The sequence below is a fragment of the Microbacterium sp. Beta genome (assembly GCF_005502545.1).
Classification (GTDB): Bacteria; Actinomycetota; Actinomycetes; order Actinomycetales; family Microbacteriaceae; genus Microbacterium; species Microbacterium oxydans.
The window spans coordinates 23,953-40,988 of the sequence record NZ_SCOG01000007.1; the positions used below are offsets into that span (position 1 = coordinate 23,953).

A 17,036-nucleotide genomic window follows, 5' to 3' on the forward strand; every position below is an offset into this window, starting at 1 on the left:
GGTACGAGCGATGCGGCTGATGCGAACGCGCTCACATCGTGTGATTGCGCTAGCCTCCGTGGCAGGAGCAGTGCTCGTTCTCGCGGGATGTGAGACCGCATATCAGCACGGGCCGTACGAGTTGGGCACTGACGGTGAGAACCTCTTGGTCGCGGTATGCGAGGCTCGAACGATCACCGAGGTCTATGTGGAGGAACGACCTGACCTTCCCGGTGTTCAAGGACGCCAGCACATCTGGGATGCGTCCGGAGACCTCTCGGTCGCATCCCGCGAGATCCTCCTGGTCGGCGGCGACAATCCGGGTCTTGTCGACAGTGTCAGCCTGAAGCCGACCCTTGAACCCGGCGTGCGCTATTTCCTGGACATGAACGAAGCGCTGGGACAGGTTACGTCTGCGCTCTTCAGGATCCCGGAAGGCGGCCTCGCTCCCGGTGAGTGGCTGACACCGGAAGGCGATGTATCTTCCGAGCCCTGTTCCCGGCGCGACACGACCTGACTCGCGTTTCGCCGGCTCCGTTGGCATATGAGTCGAAGGCACCCGCACTGACGACCTGCGGGGCAATGCTCGTCAGCCGAGTAGCCGCTCGATCACCTGCGCCACACCGTCCTCGTCGTTCGAGGCTGTCGTCTCGTCGGCCGCATCCTGCACCAGGGGTTCGGCGCCTGCCATCGCGACGCCGTGCCCTGCCCAGCGGAGCATCTCGACATCGTTGAGCGCATCGCCGAAGGCCGCCACGGCGGCGCGGTCGATGTCGAGATGCTCGCAGAGTCGTGCGAGGCCGGTGGCCTTGGAGACGCCCTCCGCCATGACCTCGACGAACGGGGCGCCCGACAGTGTCGCCTCGAAGCCGGTGAGTCCGAGCGAGCGCAGGGTGTCGAACAGGGCGGCGGGGGCGAGCTCGGGGTGGCGGATCACGAACTTCAGGCTCGGCGCGGACAGCACCTGCTCCAGTGGGACACCGCCCATCGTGGCGGGGTCGCGCTTGTGGTCGGAGAGGGCGGCGATCGCGGCGTAGCCGTCCTGGGCCACGAACGTCTCTCCGGCATCGCGCACACTCGCGAACAGCAGGCCGGGGATGCTCGCGCGCAGAGCTTCGGCGAGCGCGCGGATCGTCTGGGGTGGCAGCTCCTCGGCGAACAGCATCCGCCCGTCGTCGAGGCGCACGGCATAGGCGCCGTTGCTGCACAGCGCCCACTTGTCGAACCCCGCATCCGCAGCGATGGCACGCAGGCCGATCGGCTGGCGCGCAGTGACCGGGACCACGTGGATCCCGCGGGCTCGGGCGGCGTCGAGCGCGGCGCGGGTGCGCGGAGTGACGGCCGACGACGAATCGAGCAGGGTGCCGTCGAGATCGGTGGCGATCAGCCGCACGCGCACGTGATCGGCCATCAGGAGAAGATCATCGGCATGTCGTCGTCGTCATCGGCGCCGCCCGTCCCGAGACGACGGCTGTCGAGGTCGACGACCACCGGGACATGGTCGCTGGGCTGCTCGCCCTTGCGCTCGTCGCGGTGGATGGACGCGCCCTGCACGGCCTCGGCCAGCGTGCGCGAACCGAGCACGAAGTCGATGCGCACACCCTCGTTGCGCGGGAACTTCAGGCGCTGGTAGTCCCAGTAGGTGAAGCCCTCCGGGATCAGGGGGCGTACCACGTCGGTGACCCCGGCATCCTGGAACGCGAAGAACGCGTCGCGCTCCTGCGGGGACACGTGGGTCGAACGGCCGACCACGATGTCGGGGTCGCCGTTGTCGACGTCGAACGGGATGATGTTGAAGTCGCCCACCAGGGCGAGGGGCAGATCGGGGTTCGCCGACAGCTCGGCTGCCGTCGATCTCTTCAGCTGCTCGAGCCAGTGCAGCTTGTAGAGGTAGTGCGGGTCTTCCAGCGAGCGGCCGTTCGGCACGTACAGGCTCCACACCCGCACGCCGTCGACCATCACGCCGAGCGCACGTGCTTCGAGCGGCGCATCCGGCCCCTCATGCCCCTTCGCGAAGCCCGGCATGCCGTCGAACGAGGTGCGCACGTCGGTGACCGGGAGGCGGCTCGCGATCGCCACGCCGTTCCACTGGTTCAGCCCGTGCACCTCGACGTGGTACCCGGCCTCCTCGAACGGTCCGTAGGGGAACTGCTCCGGCTTGCATTTGATCTCCTGCATCGCCAGCACGTCGATGTCCTCGCGGACGGCGAACTCGACGGTGCGGGTGACGCGGGTGCGGATGGAGTTGACGTTCCAGGTGGCCAAGCGCATGCGTCAAGCCTAGTTGCGGGATCCGACACCCGAGCCTGCACTGGGTCCGTCGCCCGCGACCTGTGTGGCGGCCACCTGCATGACGGCCACCTTGCATGACCACCACCTTGCATGACCACCACCTGCATGGCCACCACCTGCATGGCCACCGAACGGATGCATGAGCCGCATGGCCGGACGTTCATGCATGCGGTCAAACCTCATGCATCCGCGCAGTGCGCCCCAGGCTCCTACACTGGATGCCGTGACCGCACTCGACGCAGACCGCCAGACGCTCCTCGACCTCATCAAGGACGAGGCGGTGTTCCACGGCGACTTCACCCTTTCCAGCGGCAAGAAGGCGACGTACTACGTCGACATGCGAAAGCTCACGCTGGACCACCGCGCCGCTCCCGCGATCGGTCGCATCATGCTCGACCTGATCGGCGACCTCGACGTCGTGGCCGTCGGTGGCCTCACGCTCGGTGCCGATCCGATCGCGAACTCGGTGCTGCACGCTTCGGTCGCAACCGACACCCCGCTCGACGCGTTCGTCGTGCGCAAGGAGCCCAAGGACCATGGGCGCGGCCGCCAGATCGAAGGCGCCGACGTCAAGGGCAAGCGTGTCGTCGTGCTCGAAGACACCTCGACCACGGGGCAGTCGGCGCTCAAGGCCGTAGAGGCCCTGCGCAAGGAAGGCGCAGAGATCGTTGCCGTTGCCGTGATCGTCGACCGCAAGACCGGGGCGCAGGCCGCGATCGAAGCCGAGGGTCTCGAGTGGCGTGCCGCCTTCGACCTCGACGACCTCGGACTCGACCCGCAGTGACGCGCTACGCCCTGGCCGTCGACGTCGGCGGAACGAAGATGGAAGCCGCGCTCGTCGGCGAAGACGGCCGGCTCGTCGAGGGAAGCCGGAGTCGACAGGCGACGGGTCGCGAAGCCACTCTCGATTCACTCGATGCGTCGGTGGTCGCGATCGTCGAGCACGCGCTGGCGGCTCTACCCGCGGACGCCGAACTCGTCGGGGCCGGCGTCGGCAGCGCCGGACCGATCGACCGCACGGTCGGGGCGATCATGCCCGTGAACATGCCCCTGGCACGCGGGTTCCGTCTCGAGGACTCGGTGCGCGCGGCGGCGTCCACGGTGCTGGGGCGCGACGTGCGCACTCTGCTCGGTCACGACGGCGGTGCGCTCGCCCTCGCCGAATCCTGGCTCGGGGCCACGCAGGGCGCCGGCGCCTCGCTGTCGATCGTCGTCTCGACAGGTGTCGGCGGCGGGTTCGTCGCGAACGGCGCCTATATCCCCGGGGCCACCGGCAACGCCGGCCACCTGGGTCAGGTGCGTCGCGAGGGTGGTCTGACCCTGGAGGAGATCGCCTCCGGGCCGGCGAGCGCCGCCTGGGCGCAGACGCAGGGCTGGAGCGGTGCCACCGGGGAGGATCTGGCCCGTGACGCAGCCGCCGGAGACACTGTCGCTCGTGCGGCGATCGAGCGCTCCGCCCGCGAAGTAGGCGGTGCGTTGGCGGATGCCGCGACCCTCGTCGACCTCGACGTCGTCGCGATCGGCGGCGGATTCTCGCGGGTGTCCGAGGACTACATCGACCTCGTGCAGACAGCGCTCACTGCCAGCGCGGCGCACGAATACTCGCGGCGCGCCCGAGTCGTGCGCTCTGGGCTGGGCGACGAGGGGCCGCTCATCGGCGCCGCCGCGCTCGTGCTGCGGTAGCCGCCGCCCTCGTGCTGCGGTAGCTCCCTCCGACTGCGCTGCTCAGCTCAGCGGTGGGCGCTGAGCAGGTGCCGGGGTGGCCCTTCGAGGCGGGCCACGGAGATCTTGAGATCGGTGACGTCGGCGGCGACGGCGTCGATGCGGGTGCTGAGCTTCTCCTCGACGGCGTCGATACGGTCGTCGATGCGGCGGACCATCCAGGCGCCCGCGGCGAACAGGCTCGTACCGAGGGTGAGCACGGCGCCGATCGCGCTGAGGACGATGGTGACGGTCTCCGTGCTCACTGTCTCATCCTCGTCCCGCGGTGAGCAGGTGCCGGGGTGGCCCTTCGAGGCGGGCCACGGAGATCTTGAGATCGGTGACGTCGGCGGCAACGGCGTCGATGCGGGTGCTGAGCTTCTCGTCGACGGCGTCGATGCGGGTGCTGAGCTTCTCGTCGACGGCGTCGATGCGGGTGCTGAGCTTCTCGTCGACGGCGTCGATGCGGGTGCTGAGCTTCTCCTCGACCCCGTCGATCCGGGTGCCGAGTCTCTCGTCGACGGCGTCGATGCGGGTGCTGAGCTTCTCGTCGACGGCGTCGATGCGGCGGACCATCCAGGCGGCGCCGACGAACATGCTCGTGCCGAGCGTCACCACGACGCCGACGGCGCTCATGATGGTCGCGAGGATCTCCGTGGACACGCGTGCTCTCCTTACTCGGCCGGGTACATCGACGACGTTACGCCGCTCATCCCGGTGTGCGCGCCGGTATTCCAGCATCTGTGAAGAGGTCGCGGAGGTTGCGCGATGTGGAGAAGAGGTCAGTGCGCCGCAGGCGTCTTCCGCGGCGCCCGGCCGGCGACGAGCATCAGCACCGGCACCAGCGCGCACAGCACCGCCGACACGAAGAACGTCGCGCTCGACGCGGGGTCGCGTCCGATCAGGAGGATCACCGTCGGCACGAACGTGCCGCCGACGGCGCCGCATGCGACGAGAGCACCGGTTACGGCGGCGCTGCGAGCGGGATCGAGGCGGTCGAGCGCGAGGCCGAGGATGAGCCCGTAGCTGGGGGCCAGCAGCACGACCACCACAGCCAGCGCGACGAGCGCGCCCCCGGGGGCGGACTCCACCAGCATCCCGGTGACGGCCATCAGCACCGCAGCGGTGCTCGTTGCGGCGACCAGGATCCCCACCGGCGACACCGCGAGTCGGCGCAGGGTCGCGGCACCGAAGCGCCCGATCGCCATGAGCGCCCAGAACGCCGAGGTCCCCAGGGCCGCCACACCGGGGTCGAGCGCGAGCGTCCGTGCCGGGATCACGGCCGACCACCCCGAGAGTACGGTCTCCACGCCGACGTAGAGCGGCAGCGCCACCGCGAACGGGAGCAGCGCGAGCAGGCCACGCGCATCGCGATGGGTCGGCTTCTCGGAGCGCGTGAAGGCGGTCGCCGGCCCTGCGAGCATCACGACGGTCAGGAGGGGTACGAGTGCCAGCACTCCGAGCACCGGCCGGATGTCGGATCCGGCGGCGACAAGCAGTGGCGTGACGGCCGCGCTCACGGCGACCGTGCCGAGGAGGGCGCTGAGCAGACCCGTCGCGCTGCCGACGGCCACGGACTTCGCCGCCACGGATCCCGAGGCCTCCACCAGTCCGAATCCCAGCCCCGCGACGACGGCAGCGGCGGTGAACACGGCGGGCGTGCCGGCCAGAGCCACCACGACGATGGCAGCGGCCTGGAGCGCGCTGCCGAACATCAGAGCGCTGCGCGGCGGCCGGTGCATCAGCAACGGCCCGGACACCAGCACTCCGACGAGGAGCCCGGCGAACAGTGCGGGCACCGCGACGCTGAGGTCGGCCGCCATCGCCCGTTCGGCGGAAGGCAGGATCGCCGGCAGGAAGGCGGCCGTGACGCCGAGTCCCGCGAAGGCGGTGAACAGCCCGGCCCGTGCGCGTCGGGCGTCGTCGATCACGCCCCGCTCGTCCGCACGCGGTGCACGGCGGCGAAGGTGTCGCGCAGCGCCTCCATCGAGCGGTCGTAGTTCGACTGGGCGACACCGATGAAGATGCAGTCGACCACCATCAGCTGGGCGATCCGGCTGCCGAGAGCTCCGGAGCGGAAGCCGGTCTCGCGCGCGGCGGTCGTGAGCACGATGTCGGCCTGATCGGCCAGCGGAGCGCCGGCGTGGTTGGTGATCGCGATGGTGGTCGCTCCCGCCTGACGGGCCAGCAGCAGGAACTCGATGGTGTCGGTCGTGGCGCCGGTGTGGGAGACCGCGATCGCGACGTTGCCCGGCCCGAGTGTCGCCGCCGAGGTCCAGGCGGCATGCGGGTCAGACCACTCCAGAGCGGTGCGCCCGATGCGCGTGAGCTTGCGCTGCAGGTCGAGCCCCACGATGGAGCTGGCGCCGACACCGAAGATGTCGACCCTGGTCGACGAGGTGATGGCGTCGACGGATGCGCGCAGCGATTCGGTGTCGAGCACCTTGGCGGTGTCGGCGAGGGAGAGGGTCTCGGCGAGAGAGACCTTCGCGACGATGTCGGTCAGGGTGTCGTTGCGATCGATGTCTCCGGAGACGGCGGGCAGCGCGGCCGTGTCGAAGGTCTCGCGCTCGACGTCGCGCAGCACGTGATTGCGGAGTTCCCGCACGTGCTCGTAGCCGAGGCGCTTGCAGAACCGGACGACCGAGGTGGTGGACGTGTCGCAGCGCTGGGCGAGCTCGGCGACCGAGAGGCCCGCGGTTCCCCCGGGGTCGGAGAGGAAGAGATCGGCGATGCGCTGCTCGCTCGGACGCAGCTCGGGGCGGATCGCCCGCATGCGGACGAGCACGGGGTGTGCGCCGGCTTCGTCGCGGGCGGCTTCATGAGGCATGGGGTCTCCGATCACTGTTCATAACAGTAGAGGAACTTCTGTTACATCAGTAGTGACGTTCGTGTACTTTTGGTACCAACCAAGACCGACGACGTTCACGGGGCGGCAGGCAACAGCGCCTGACCCGACGCCACGGCGGCCGTCACACTCAGGAGGATCCAGCAATGAGCACAGCACGCTGGGCGTCACTCGGCGCTCTCACGGCGACGGGCCTCGCCTTCGCCCTCGTCATCACCGGGTGCTCCGCACCCGCATCCGACCCGAAGCCCTCAGAAGGCGCTGCCGGAGGCGACCTCGTCATCGGCGTCACCAGCGACCCCGACACCCTGTTCCCCTGGAAAGCCACCCAGTTCCAGGCCGTCAACGTGCTGCAGAACCTCTACGGCACGCTGACCGAGTTCGACGAGGACCTGAACGTGGTCCCCGGCCTCGCCGAGTCGTGGGACGTCTCCGAAGGCGGCCTCACCCTGACCTTCCACCTGCGCGAGGGCGTCACGTTCGCCGACGGCAGCACGTTCGGTTCGGAAGACGTGAAGTACTCGCTCGACGCGATCGCGGCCGAGGCCACGGCTGCCGTCGCGCGCAGCTCTCTCGCCTCCGTCACCGCGGTCGAGGCCACGGACGAGAACACCGTCACCCTCACGCTCAGCGCTCCGGACGCCGCCCTGCCCGCCAACCTCGCCGTGATCAACATGGCGATGCTGTCCTCGGACGACACCGAGGAGGGTCTGAACACCACGCCCAACGGCACCGGGCCCTTCATCCTGGATGACCGCAAGGCCAGCCAGTCGCTCACGCTCGCCAAGAACGACGACTATTGGGGTGACGCCGCACTGCTCGACACCGTCGAGTTCCGCGTGATCCCCGACGAGTCGTCGATCGTCTCGGCGATGCAGTCCGGCAATGTGCAGCTGGCCGTGTTCGACGACCCGCTCGTCGCACAGACCGCGGAGGGCGCCAACGTCGAGGTCGCCACGACCCCGCAGCTGAGCTACCACGCCCTGCAGCTGAACGCGCAGCGCGGCGACCTCGCCGACGTGAACGTCCGCCTCGCCATCCAGTGCGCGATCGACCGCCAGGAGGTGCTCGACACCGCAGCCCTCGGCGAGGGCGAGGTCACCGGCCCCATCACCTCTCCCGCATACAAGTCCGACCCCGATGCACGCCCCTGCCCGGAGCGCGACCTCGACAAGGCCGCCGAGTACCTGAAGAAGGCGGGCAAGGAGGACGGCGTCACCATCAAGACGATCGTCTCCCAGGGCGAGTACGCCACCTCGGTGAACGAGGCGCAGAACCTGAAGGCGCAGTTGGCCGACGCCGACATCACCCTCGACCTCGAGGTGCTCGAGTCCGGTGCGTTCGTCGACCGCTGGATCGCGGCCGACTTCGATGCCGCGGTCGCCCTCAACGGCGGTCGTCCCGACCCCGATGGCATGTACGGCCGCTACTTCACCAGCACCGGAAACCTGAACAAGGTCGCCGGCTACTCCTCGCCCGAGCTCGACGCGCTGTTCGCGGAGGGACGCCAGACGGCCGACCCCGACAAGCGCAAGGACATCTACGCGCAGGTCTCCGAGAACCTCGAGGACAACGCGGCGTGGATCTGGCTGTTCACGAGCTACACCTACACGGCGACCGCGTCGACCGTCGACGGCTTCGTCCCGATGGTGAACGGCTCGCTGCAGTACCTGCGGACCACCTCCATCAAGTAGCGGATCGAGGGGGCGCGGCCGCCCCGCGCCCCCTCCTTCCCCGACGACAGGCACCCACACACGCGCATGTTCAGACAGCTCCTCCGCAACAGCGTGCTGCGACGCATCCTCGCAGCCCTCGGCACGCTCCTCGGCGTCGCCATCTTCGTCTTCCTGATGCTGCGCGCCATCCCCGGCGACCAGATCAGCTCCGGCCTCGGCACCGAGGCAGCCGCGCTCACGCCCTCGCAGCGCGCCGCCCTCGAGTCGTACTACGGCCTCGACCAGCCGCTCATCGTGCAGTTCTTCTCCTGGCTCGGCAACATCTTCACGGGCAACCTCGGATTCTCCTCCCGGGCACAGACGAGCGTCCTCGACCTCACGGCCGCAGCCCTGCCCGTGACGTTCGAGCTCGCGATCATCTCGATCGTGATCGCGCTGGCCATCGGCATCCCGCTCGGCATGCTCTCCGCCTCGAAGCCCGACTCGTTCCGCGACGGCGTCGGACAGGTGGTGGGTCTCGCCGGTCTCTCGATCCCCGCGTTCCTGCTCGGCACCGCGTTGCTCGCCATCCTCGCCCAGTCGTTCGGATTCAACCCCAACGGGCAGGCGTACGCGACGCTCTTCGAGGACCCGCTGCTGAACCTGCAGCAGATGCTGCTGCCCTCGATCGTGCTCGGCTTCGGCATCGCCGCGCCGATCATGCGCACGACCCGCACCGCGGTGCTCGAGATCCGCTCCAACGACTTCATCCGCACCGCCAGGGCGAAGGGCGTGCCCCCACGTCGACTGCAGGTGCGCCATGTGCTCGGCAATGCCCTGGTGCCGATCGTCACGATGACCGGTCTGCAGTTCGGCTACCTCCTCGGAGGTGCGGTCGTGGTGGAGCAGATCTTCTCGCTCCCCGGCATCGGACGCCAGGTGCTGCTGGGCATCCAGCAGAAGGAGTACGCGCTCGTGCAGAGCACCGTGCTCGTGATCGCCCTCGCCTTCGTCATCGTCAACCTGCTCACCGACCTGCTCTACCGGGTCATCGATCCTCGGGTGCGTGCCGCATGACCGACATCTCTCAGACTCCGACCATCGCGCCCGGCGGCGGGCGCACCATGGAGCGCGTGCGTCTCCTGCTGCGCAGCCGCAGCGGTCTCGCCGGCCTCATCATCGTCGTGCTGCTCGCGGTGCTGAGCCTCGTCTCGGCGTTCGGCCTGCTGCCGTTCGATCCGCTCGCGCAGGATCCGCCGTCCCGTCTGCAGCCGCCGTCCGCCGTGCATTGGTTCGGCACCGACCAGTTCGGCCGTGACGTGTTCTCGCGCGTCGCAGCCGGCGTCGCCAACTCGGCGCTCATCTCCGTGGTCGCCGTGGCGTTCGCGACCGTCGTCGGCACGGTCTGCGGACTCATCGCCGGGTTCTACCGCGGGTTCTCCGACGGGGCGATCACCGCGATCACCAACGTGCTGTTCGCCTTCCCGCCGCTGCTGCTCGCCCTGTCGCTGGCGTCCGTGTTCGACCGCAATTGGTTCACCATCGCCGTGGCCATCGCGATCGTCTACGTGCCGATCTTCATCCGCGTCACGCGCGGACCCGTGCTGTCGCTGCGCGAGGTGGAGTACGTCAGGGCGGCCAAGAGCACGGGGCAGAGCCGCATGGCCACCATGTTCCGACACGTGCTGCCGAACATCACCTCGATCATCATCGTGCAGGTCACCCTCTCCCTCTCGTGGGCTGTGCTGACCGAGGCCTCGCTGAGCTTCCTCGGACTCGGCACGCCGCCGCCGGCGCCCTCGCTCGGGTCGATGATCTTCGAGGCGCGGACGCTCGTCACGATCGCCCCGTGGACGATGATCGCGCCGGGCGTGATCGTCGTGCTCCTCGTCGTCGGTCTGAACCTGCTCGGCGACGGCCTGCGCGACAGCCTCGACCCTCGGAACAGAGGAAAGCGATGACCATGGAGGATCTCGGCGCACTGGCCACCGAGGCCAGCGACCCCCGTTACGCGGAGCTCGACCGGATGAGCGTCGCCGAGCTCGCGCAGACCATGAACGAGGCGGATGCGACGGTGCCGGCCGCGGTGCAACGCGCTCTGCCGCAGATCGTGCCGGCGATCGAGGCGACGGCCGCCCGCATGGCGCAGGGCGGACGCCTGGTCTACGTCGGCGCAGGAACTCCCGGACGCATCGGCGTGCTCGATGCCTCCGAGTGCCCACCCACGTTCAGCACCCCGCCTGAGCTCGTGTTCGCGATCATGGCCGGCGGTCCGGGTGCGATCGTGAACCCGGTCGAGGGTGCGGAAGACGACGCGGAGGCGGGAGCTGCGGCCATCGACGCGGCGGGGATCGGTCCGCTCGACACCGTGATCGGCATCGCCTCCAGCGGACGCACGCCGTACGTGATCGCGGCAGTGCGCCGGGCACGCGAGCGCGGAGCGCTCAGCATCGGCCTGTCGTGCAACGTCGACACCGCGCTGAGTGCCGCCGCCGAACACGGCATCGAGGTCGAGGTCGGTCCGGAGGTGCTCTCCGGCTCCACCCGTCTCAAGTCGGGTACCGCGCAGAAGCTCGTGCTCAACATGTTCTCGACCATCTCGATGGTCCGGAACGGCAAGGCCTACGGCAACCTGATGGTGGATGTGAAGGCCACCAACCACAAGCTGCGCGAGAGGGCGATCCGGATGGTGCAGACCATCGCGGACGTCGACCGCCCCGCCGCCGTCGCCGCCCTCGAGGCCGCGGCCTATGACGTGAAGCTCGCGTCGATCATGATCCGCCGCGGTGAGGACCTCGCCGCGGCCACCGCACGACTGGACGCGGCCGATGGTCGGCTGCGCACCGCACTGGAGGAGAACTGATGCGCGTCCTCGGACTGATCTCCGGCACCTCGCACGACGGGATCGATGCCGCCGTCGTCGACTTCACGACCAGCGGAGGGTTCACCGACCACGGCGTGGATCTGCGCGGGAGAGTGCTCGCGGCGACGAGCGTGCCCTATGCGCCCGAGCTGCGGGCACGGCTGATCGCGGCACTGCCGCCGGCGCAGACCACCCTTGCCGAGGTCGCCGAGCTCGACACGCTCATCGGCCAGGCGTTCGCCGAGGTCGCCGCCGACATCGCCGCAGAGGTCGGCGGCGTCGATGCGGTCTGTTCGCACGGTCAGACCGTGTACCACTGGGTCGACGGCGCCCACGCGCTCGGCACCCTGCAGATCGGTCAGCCCGCCTGGATCGCCGAGAAGGTCGGCGTGCCCGTGGTGTCCGACATCCGTATCCGCGACATCACCGCGGGCGGACACGGAGCTCCGCTGGTGTCGTTCCTGGACGAGCTGCTGCTGCGCGGCCGCGCCGGCGTCTCGGCGGCGCTGAACCTGGGTGGCATCTCGAACATGACCGTGGTGCGGCCCGACGGCCTGGTCGCCTATGACATCGGACCGGCGAACGCGCTGGTCGACGCGGTCATCGTGGAGCACGGCCTCAATCCGCTCGGCTACGACGACGACGCCGCGATCGCCCGCACCGGACAGGTCGATGAGGCGCTCCTGGCCGCGCTGCTCGACGACCCGTACTACGCGCTCACGCCGCCGAAGAGCACCGGCAAGGAGCACTTCCACCTCGGCTACGTGCACGAGCACCTGGCAGCGCAGGGCCGCGAGCTCGCGGTCGCCGACGTCGTGCGCACCCTCACAGAGCTCACGGTGCGCACGGTCGCGCGCGACGTGGAAGCTGCCGGGATCGGATTCCTCGCCGTGTCAGGTGGCGGCTGCCGCAACCCGCTGATCCTCGAGGGGCTGCGCGCCGCGCTCCCCGGGACCGAGGTCGTGCTGGCGGACGAGCTGGGGGCTGCGGCCGACAGCAAGGAGGCGATCCTCCTGGCGCTGATCGGCTGGTCCACGATGCACGGCGTGCCCGCGATCGTCCCCGGCGGCACGGGAGCGCGCGAGCCCCGGATCCTCGGCGCCATCACGCCGGGCGTCGGCCCGCTGCAGATGCCGGAGCCCGTCGCGTCGATCGACTCCCTCGTGCTCACGGAGGCCCCGGCATCGTGAGTCTCCAGGTGCGCCCAGCCACCCCGGATGACCTGTCCGGGGTGCTCGGCGTGTTCCTCGCCTGTTGGCGGGAGAGCTATCGCGGCGTGCTCTCGGATGCGGCGATCGATGCGATGACCGACGAGCGGGCGGAAGCGCTGTGGCGTCGGGTGCTCGCCGACCCGCGGGGCGTCGTGCTGCTGGCCGAACGCGAGGGCGAGATCGTCGGGATCACCCGCTACGCCGCCCCCACCGGTGACGACACCACCGGTGATGACACCACCGCAGACGACGACCGTGTGGACGGGGCCGTGCACTCGCTGTACGTCTCGCCCCGAGCCCACGGCGGCGGGATCGGCGGCGCACTGCTGGCGCGCGCGTCCGACGACCTGCGGGCGGCGGGGGCCGAGGCGGCGACGCTCTGGGTGTTCGCGGCCAATGCCCCCTCGATCGGGTTCTACGAGTCGAAGGGCTGGCACGCAGACGGGGCCACCCGCACGCAGCCGGAGTTCGGCGAGCCGGAGCAGCGTATGCGCAAGGAGTGGGCATGAGCGCGGGATCGAACGCCGTGGTGGGTCTCCGCGTGCTCCGGGTTTCGTCGCCCCTGGTGCGCCCCTTCGTCACGGCCGTGCGCCGCACCGACCACCTCGACGTCGTGCTCGTCGAGGTCACGGATGCCGACGGTCGCCACGGATACGGGGAGGCCGCCACGAGCTGGCGTGTCACGGGGGAGAGCCCGCCGAGCGTGGCCGCTGCCGTGGCGGGGCCGCTCTCCGAGGTCGTCCTCGGCCGTCGCGCCGATGACGCAGGGATCGCAGCCGACATCGCACGGTCCGTCTGGGGCAATGTCGCCGCCCGCAGCGCGGTCGAGTGCGCCGTCGCCGACCTCGCCGCCCGGCAGCGGGGATCGTCGCTCGTCGCCGACCTCTCTCGCAGCCCCGCTGCCGTGCACAACTCCTCAAGACCGTCGCGCATCCGCACCGACATGACCCTGTCCGCGGGGGAGCCGTCGGCGTTGGCGCTGCTTTCCGAGGAGCACGTCATCGCCGGCTTCGGCTGCCTCAAGATCAAGGCCTCCGCCGCGCACGACACCGTCGCCGGACTCCGTGCCGTCCGCGCCGCGGTCGGGCCCGAGATCACGCTGCGCGTCGACGCGAACCAGGCCTGGGACGCCGAGACGGCGATCCGCATCATCCGTGCCGCAGAGGACGCGGGGTTCGGGGTCGAGCTGGTCGAGCAGCCGGTCGCCGCGCACGACCTGGACGCGCTCGCCGCCGTGACCGACGCGGTGGACACCCCGATCATGGCCGACGAGTCGGTGCGTACGGCGCGCGATGTGCGTCGGATCTCCGACCGCGGTGCCGCCGACCTCGTGAACATCAAGCTCGCCAAGACCGGCGGTCTCGCCGAGGCGCTCGCTGCCGCTGAGGCTGCGCGTGCGGCCGGACTCGGCCTCGTGATCGGCTGCATGATGGAGTCGCACGTCGGAGTGAGCGCCGCCGCCCATCTCGCGGCCGCCGTCGCCCCGGATGTCGTGCACGATCTGGACGCGGCGTTCTGGCTGCAGAGCTCGCCGGTGACCGGCGGAGTCGCGCTGACCCGGGATGAGCTCGATCTCGGCATCGACCTCGGCATCGAACTCGGCATCGACCTCGGCAGGGGGAACGGCATCGGCATCACGGGTCTCGTCGCCGAAGAGTCGGAGATCCTCCTCGACCTCTCCACGGGAGCAGGGGTGAGTGCATGAGCGCCGACGCAGCGGTCTCCGTGGTCCTGGCCGCACCCTCCGCCCCGCGCGGCGTCGTCGCGGGTGTCATCACGGACGCCGGGCGGGATGTCGCCGCCGGCGGTCTGGCCGACCTCGCCGGGACCGCTATGACCACCGGCACCGCCTTCGACATCGCCTCGGTGTCGAAGGTCGCCGCGACCACCACCGCGGTCCTCCGGCTGGTCAGCGGCGGCGAGCTGGGCTTCGACGACCCGGTCGACCGCTTCGTCCCCGGCACCGCCTGCGCGCCCGGGACGACCGTCCGCCACCTGCTGCAGCACCGTGCCGGTCTCTGGGAGTGGCAGCCGCTGTACCTCGACCGCGCGCATGCCGGGGATCCGGCGAGGGCGATCGACGCGATCCCGCTCCGATACGCCCTCGACGAAGGTCGACACTACTCCGACCTGGGATTCATGCTGCTCGGTCGAATCATCGCCGCGATCGCCGGACAGCCCCTGGACGCCGCAGTGCGGGAACTCGTCACCGCGCCGCTCGGTCTCACCCGCACCGGCTACGGTCCCGTCGGTCAGCCCGTCGCCTCCTCCGCTGTCGGCGATGCCGCCGAGCGCCGAATGGTCGCGACCGGAGTGCCGTACCCCGTGCTCACCGCGGACACCGACTTCGCCTGGCGCACCGACGAGATCAGCGGTGTCGTGAACGACGGGAACTGCTTCCACGCCCTCGGTGGCGTGTCCGGGCATGCGGGGTTCTTCAGCACCGCCGACGACCTGTTGGCCCTCGGTGCCGCGCTCGCCGCACCCGAACGGCACCCGGAGCTCTGGGAGCCGGATGCCGTGGCCGAGCTGTTCCGAGACGGCCCCGACACCGGCCAGGCACTGGGGTGGCGCAGCGACACGGTGGCCGTCGCCGGTCGGCCCACCCGGATGCTCTGGCATCCCGGCTTCACCGGATGCGCGCTCGGGATCGTGCCGGGGACCGGTACGTCCGCGGTGCTGCTGACCAACCGACTCTTCGCCTCCGAACCCGTGCCGACCGAGACGCTGTGGCGCGCAGCGCTCCCTGCGCTCCTGCCCGGCGGCACCGATCCCGGCAACAACGCTTCTGACAACGCTTCTGACAACGCTTTCGACACTGAAGGAACGAGTACCCCATGAGCACCACCGAGCCCGTGCTGAGCATCAGCGGCCTCGCCGTCGCCTTCCGGACCGGTTCCGAGCTGGTCACCGCGGTCAGCGACGTCACCATCGACATCGCCGCAGGTGAGACCGTGGCGGTCGTGGGGGAGTCGGGGTCGGGCAAGTCGACCACTGCGGCCGCGGTCAACCGTCTGCTGCCGGAGAACGGCGTGATCACGGCCGGCAGCATCCGCTTCGACGGTCGTGAGCTGACCGATCTGCCCGAGAACGCGATGATCTCGCTGAGGGGCGCCGGGATCGGGCTCGTGCCGCAGGATCCGATGTCGAACCTCAACCCGCTCATGCGCGTGGGCGAGCAGATCGGCGAAGCGCTCGAGGTGCACGGGTACACGCGCGGCGACGCCACCAAGGCACGGGTCGTCGAGCTGCTGGAGATGGTGGGGATCGCCGATGCCGCGCAGCGCGCGCACCAGTATCCGCACGAGTTCTCCGGCGGCATGCGTCAGCGTGTCCTGATCGCGATGGGCCTGGCCTGCAAGCCGCGCCTGCTGATCGCCGACGAGCCCACCTCTGCGCTCGACGTGACCGTGCAGCGCCGCATCCTCGACCAGCTCGATTCGCTCACCGACGAACTCGGCACTGCGGTCTTCCTGATCACGCACGACCTGGCCCTCGCCGCCGAGCGCGCCGACCGCATCGTGGTGATGTTCCGCGGTCGTGTGGTCGAGGAGGGCACCTCCGCCCAGGTGCTCGGCGCCCCGCAGCACGAGTACACCAAGCAGTTGCTCGCCGCGGCTCCGAGCCTCGCCTCGCACCGTGACGCCCTGCCGCAGCGCGAGACCTCCACGGGTACACCGTTCGTCGAGATCCGCGACCTCCGCAAGGAGTTCGCCCTGCGCGCGCCCAAGCCGGGGGAGCCCGAGACGTTCACCGCCGTCGACGGGGTCAGCTTCGAGATCCGCCGCGGCACGACGGTCTCGATCGTGGGCGAGTCGGGATCCGGCAAGTCGACCACGGCGAACATGGTGCTCGGCCTCGAGGATGCCACGTCGGGGTCGATCCTGTTCGACGGGCTCGACCTGACCACGCTCCGGCGCAAAGAGCTGTTCGCCCTGCGCCGTCGCGTGCAGCCCGTGTTCCAGAACCCCTACGCCTCGCTCGACCCGCGTTACACGGTCGAGCAGTCGATCGCCGAGCCCCTGCGCGTGCACCGCATCGGCACCGCGTCCACCCGGCACTCGCGCGTGCTCGAGCTGCTGGAGCAGGTGGCCCTGCCCGCGGCCATGGCCGAAAGACTGCCGCATGAGCTCTCCGGAGGGCAGCGTCAGCGCGTGGCGATCGCCCGGGCACTCGCTCTCGAACCCGAGCTGGTGGTGCTGGACGAGGCGGTGTCGGCCCTCGACGTGCTGGTGCAGGCGCAGATCCTCGACCTGCTCGCCGACCTGCAGAAGCGGCTCGGGCTCAGCTATCTCTTCATCAGCCACGACCTCGCGGTGGTGCGCATGATCTCCGACGAGGTGCACGTCATGCAGCGCGGTGTCGTGGTCGAGAGCGGCACCCCCGAGCGCATCTTCGATGCCCCGCAGCACCCGTACACGCGAGAGCTTCTCGCCGCGATCCCCGGGGCGTCTCTGGCGTCCTGATCGCGCTCGGTCGTCGACCAC

18 protein-coding genes are annotated in these 17,036 nt (G+C 70.0%); 12 read left to right on the plus strand and 6 right to left on the minus strand.

The window, feature by feature from the left end; all coding sequences use genetic code 11:
* Window positions 1-70 precede the first annotated feature (70 nt).
* Window positions 71-496, plus strand: a complete 426-nt coding sequence (locus tag FFS56_RS08950; protein WP_046746373.1) for a hypothetical protein — start codon at window positions 71-73, stop codon at window positions 494-496.
* Window positions 497-568: 72 nt separating this feature from the next.
* Here the strand turns inward: FFS56_RS08950 and FFS56_RS08955 are convergent, their stop codons facing one another.
* Together FFS56_RS08955 and FFS56_RS08960 are read right to left on the minus strand one after the other, a co-directional pair.
* Entirely contained in the window at window positions 569-1,390 is an 822-nt protein-coding gene (locus FFS56_RS08955; RefSeq protein WP_046746374.1) for an HAD family hydrolase, read from the minus strand.
* Window positions 1,390-2,250, minus strand: a complete 861-nt coding sequence (locus FFS56_RS08960; RefSeq protein WP_046746375.1) for an exodeoxyribonuclease III — start codon at window positions 2,248-2,250, stop codon at window positions 1,390-1,392. Before FFS56_RS08960 ends, FFS56_RS08955 begins: the two co-directional genes overlap by 1 nt.
* Before the next feature lie 202 nt (window positions 2,251-2,452).
* On the opposite strand from FFS56_RS08960, the gene pyrE reads away from it, so the two are divergent.
* Together pyrE and FFS56_RS08970 are read left to right on the plus strand one after the other, a co-directional pair.
* Window positions 2,453-3,055 (plus strand): orotate phosphoribosyltransferase, encoded by a 603-nt coding sequence (pyrE, locus tag FFS56_RS08965; RefSeq protein WP_046746376.1) that lies wholly within the window; start codon window positions 2,453-2,455, stop codon window positions 3,053-3,055.
* Complete coding sequence (locus FFS56_RS08970; RefSeq protein ID WP_046746377.1) at window positions 3,052-3,954, plus strand: ROK family protein; 903 nt, start codon at window positions 3,052-3,054, stop codon at window positions 3,952-3,954. Before pyrE ends, FFS56_RS08970 begins: the two co-directional genes overlap by 4 nt.
* Window positions 3,955-4,001: 47 nt before the next feature.
* On the opposite strand, the gene FFS56_RS08975 is transcribed toward FFS56_RS08970, so the two are convergent.
* The 4 genes from FFS56_RS08975 to FFS56_RS08990 all read right to left on the minus strand — a co-directional run bounded on the left by FFS56_RS08975 (window position 4,002) and on the right by FFS56_RS08990 (window position 6,802).
* The gene (locus FFS56_RS08975; RefSeq protein WP_127012748.1) at window positions 4,002-4,238 is read right to left on the minus strand and encodes a hypothetical protein; all 237 of its coding nucleotides are present in this window, start codon (window positions 4,236-4,238) and stop codon (window positions 4,002-4,004) included.
* 4 nt (window positions 4,239-4,242) lie between these two features.
* Complete coding sequence (locus tag FFS56_RS08980; RefSeq protein WP_127012747.1) at window positions 4,243-4,635, minus strand: hypothetical protein; 393 nt, start codon at window positions 4,633-4,635, stop codon at window positions 4,243-4,245.
* 119 nt (window positions 4,636-4,754) lie between these two features.
* Window positions 4,755-5,903, minus strand: coding sequence for an MFS transporter (locus FFS56_RS08985; protein ID WP_046747450.1), 1,149 nt, complete (start codon window positions 5,901-5,903; stop codon window positions 4,755-4,757).
* Window positions 5,900-6,802: a MurR/RpiR family transcriptional regulator gene (locus tag FFS56_RS08990; RefSeq protein ID WP_046747451.1), complete on the minus strand. Its 903-nt coding sequence runs from the start codon at window positions 6,800-6,802 to the stop codon at window positions 5,900-5,902. The genes FFS56_RS08985 and FFS56_RS08990 overlap by 4 nt, the downstream gene beginning before the upstream one ends.
* Window positions 6,803-6,966: 164 nt before the next feature.
* Between FFS56_RS08990 and FFS56_RS08995 the strand changes: the two genes are divergently transcribed.
* The 9 genes from FFS56_RS08995 (at window position 6,967) to FFS56_RS09035 (ending at window position 17,015) form a co-directional block, all read left to right on the plus strand.
* The gene (locus FFS56_RS08995) at window positions 6,967-8,514 is read left to right on the plus strand and encodes an ABC transporter substrate-binding protein (protein ID WP_127012746.1); all 1,548 of its coding nucleotides are present in this window, start codon (window positions 6,967-6,969) and stop codon (window positions 8,512-8,514) included.
* Window positions 8,515-8,580: 66 nt separating this feature from the next.
* Window positions 8,581-9,552, plus strand: a complete 972-nt coding sequence (locus tag FFS56_RS09000) for an ABC transporter permease (RefSeq protein WP_127012745.1) — start codon at window positions 8,581-8,583, stop codon at window positions 9,550-9,552.
* A complete protein-coding gene (locus FFS56_RS09005; RefSeq protein ID WP_046747454.1) occupies window positions 9,549-10,436 on the plus strand; it encodes an ABC transporter permease in 888 nt (295 codons plus the stop codon). The genes FFS56_RS09000 and FFS56_RS09005 overlap by 4 nt, the downstream gene beginning before the upstream one ends.
* On the plus strand, window positions 10,433-11,338 hold the full coding sequence (gene murQ / locus FFS56_RS09010; protein WP_061015761.1) for an N-acetylmuramic acid 6-phosphate etherase: 906 nt from the start codon (window positions 10,433-10,435) through the stop codon (window positions 11,336-11,338). The genes FFS56_RS09005 and murQ overlap by 4 nt, the downstream gene beginning before the upstream one ends.
* Window positions 11,338-12,528, plus strand: coding sequence for an anhydro-N-acetylmuramic acid kinase (locus FFS56_RS09015; RefSeq protein WP_046747456.1), 1,191 nt, complete (start codon window positions 11,338-11,340; stop codon window positions 12,526-12,528). The genes murQ and FFS56_RS09015 overlap by 1 nt, the downstream gene beginning before the upstream one ends.
* Window positions 12,525-13,058, plus strand: a complete 534-nt coding sequence (locus tag FFS56_RS09020; RefSeq protein ID WP_127012744.1) for a GNAT family N-acetyltransferase — start codon at window positions 12,525-12,527, stop codon at window positions 13,056-13,058. The genes FFS56_RS09015 and FFS56_RS09020 overlap by 4 nt, the downstream gene beginning before the upstream one ends.
* A complete protein-coding gene (locus tag FFS56_RS09025; RefSeq protein ID WP_127012743.1) occupies window positions 13,055-14,254 on the plus strand; it encodes an enolase C-terminal domain-like protein in 1,200 nt (399 codons plus the stop codon). Before FFS56_RS09020 ends, FFS56_RS09025 begins: the two co-directional genes overlap by 4 nt.
* The gene (locus FFS56_RS09030; protein WP_052748669.1) at window positions 14,251-15,390 is read left to right on the plus strand and encodes a serine hydrolase domain-containing protein; all 1,140 of its coding nucleotides are present in this window, start codon (window positions 14,251-14,253) and stop codon (window positions 15,388-15,390) included. The genes FFS56_RS09025 and FFS56_RS09030 overlap by 4 nt, the downstream gene beginning before the upstream one ends.
* A complete protein-coding gene (locus tag FFS56_RS09035; RefSeq protein ID WP_127012742.1) occupies window positions 15,387-17,015 on the plus strand; it encodes an ABC transporter ATP-binding protein in 1,629 nt (542 codons plus the stop codon). The genes FFS56_RS09030 and FFS56_RS09035 overlap by 4 nt, the downstream gene beginning before the upstream one ends.
* The last annotated feature ends 21 nt before the right edge of the window (window positions 17,016-17,036 follow it).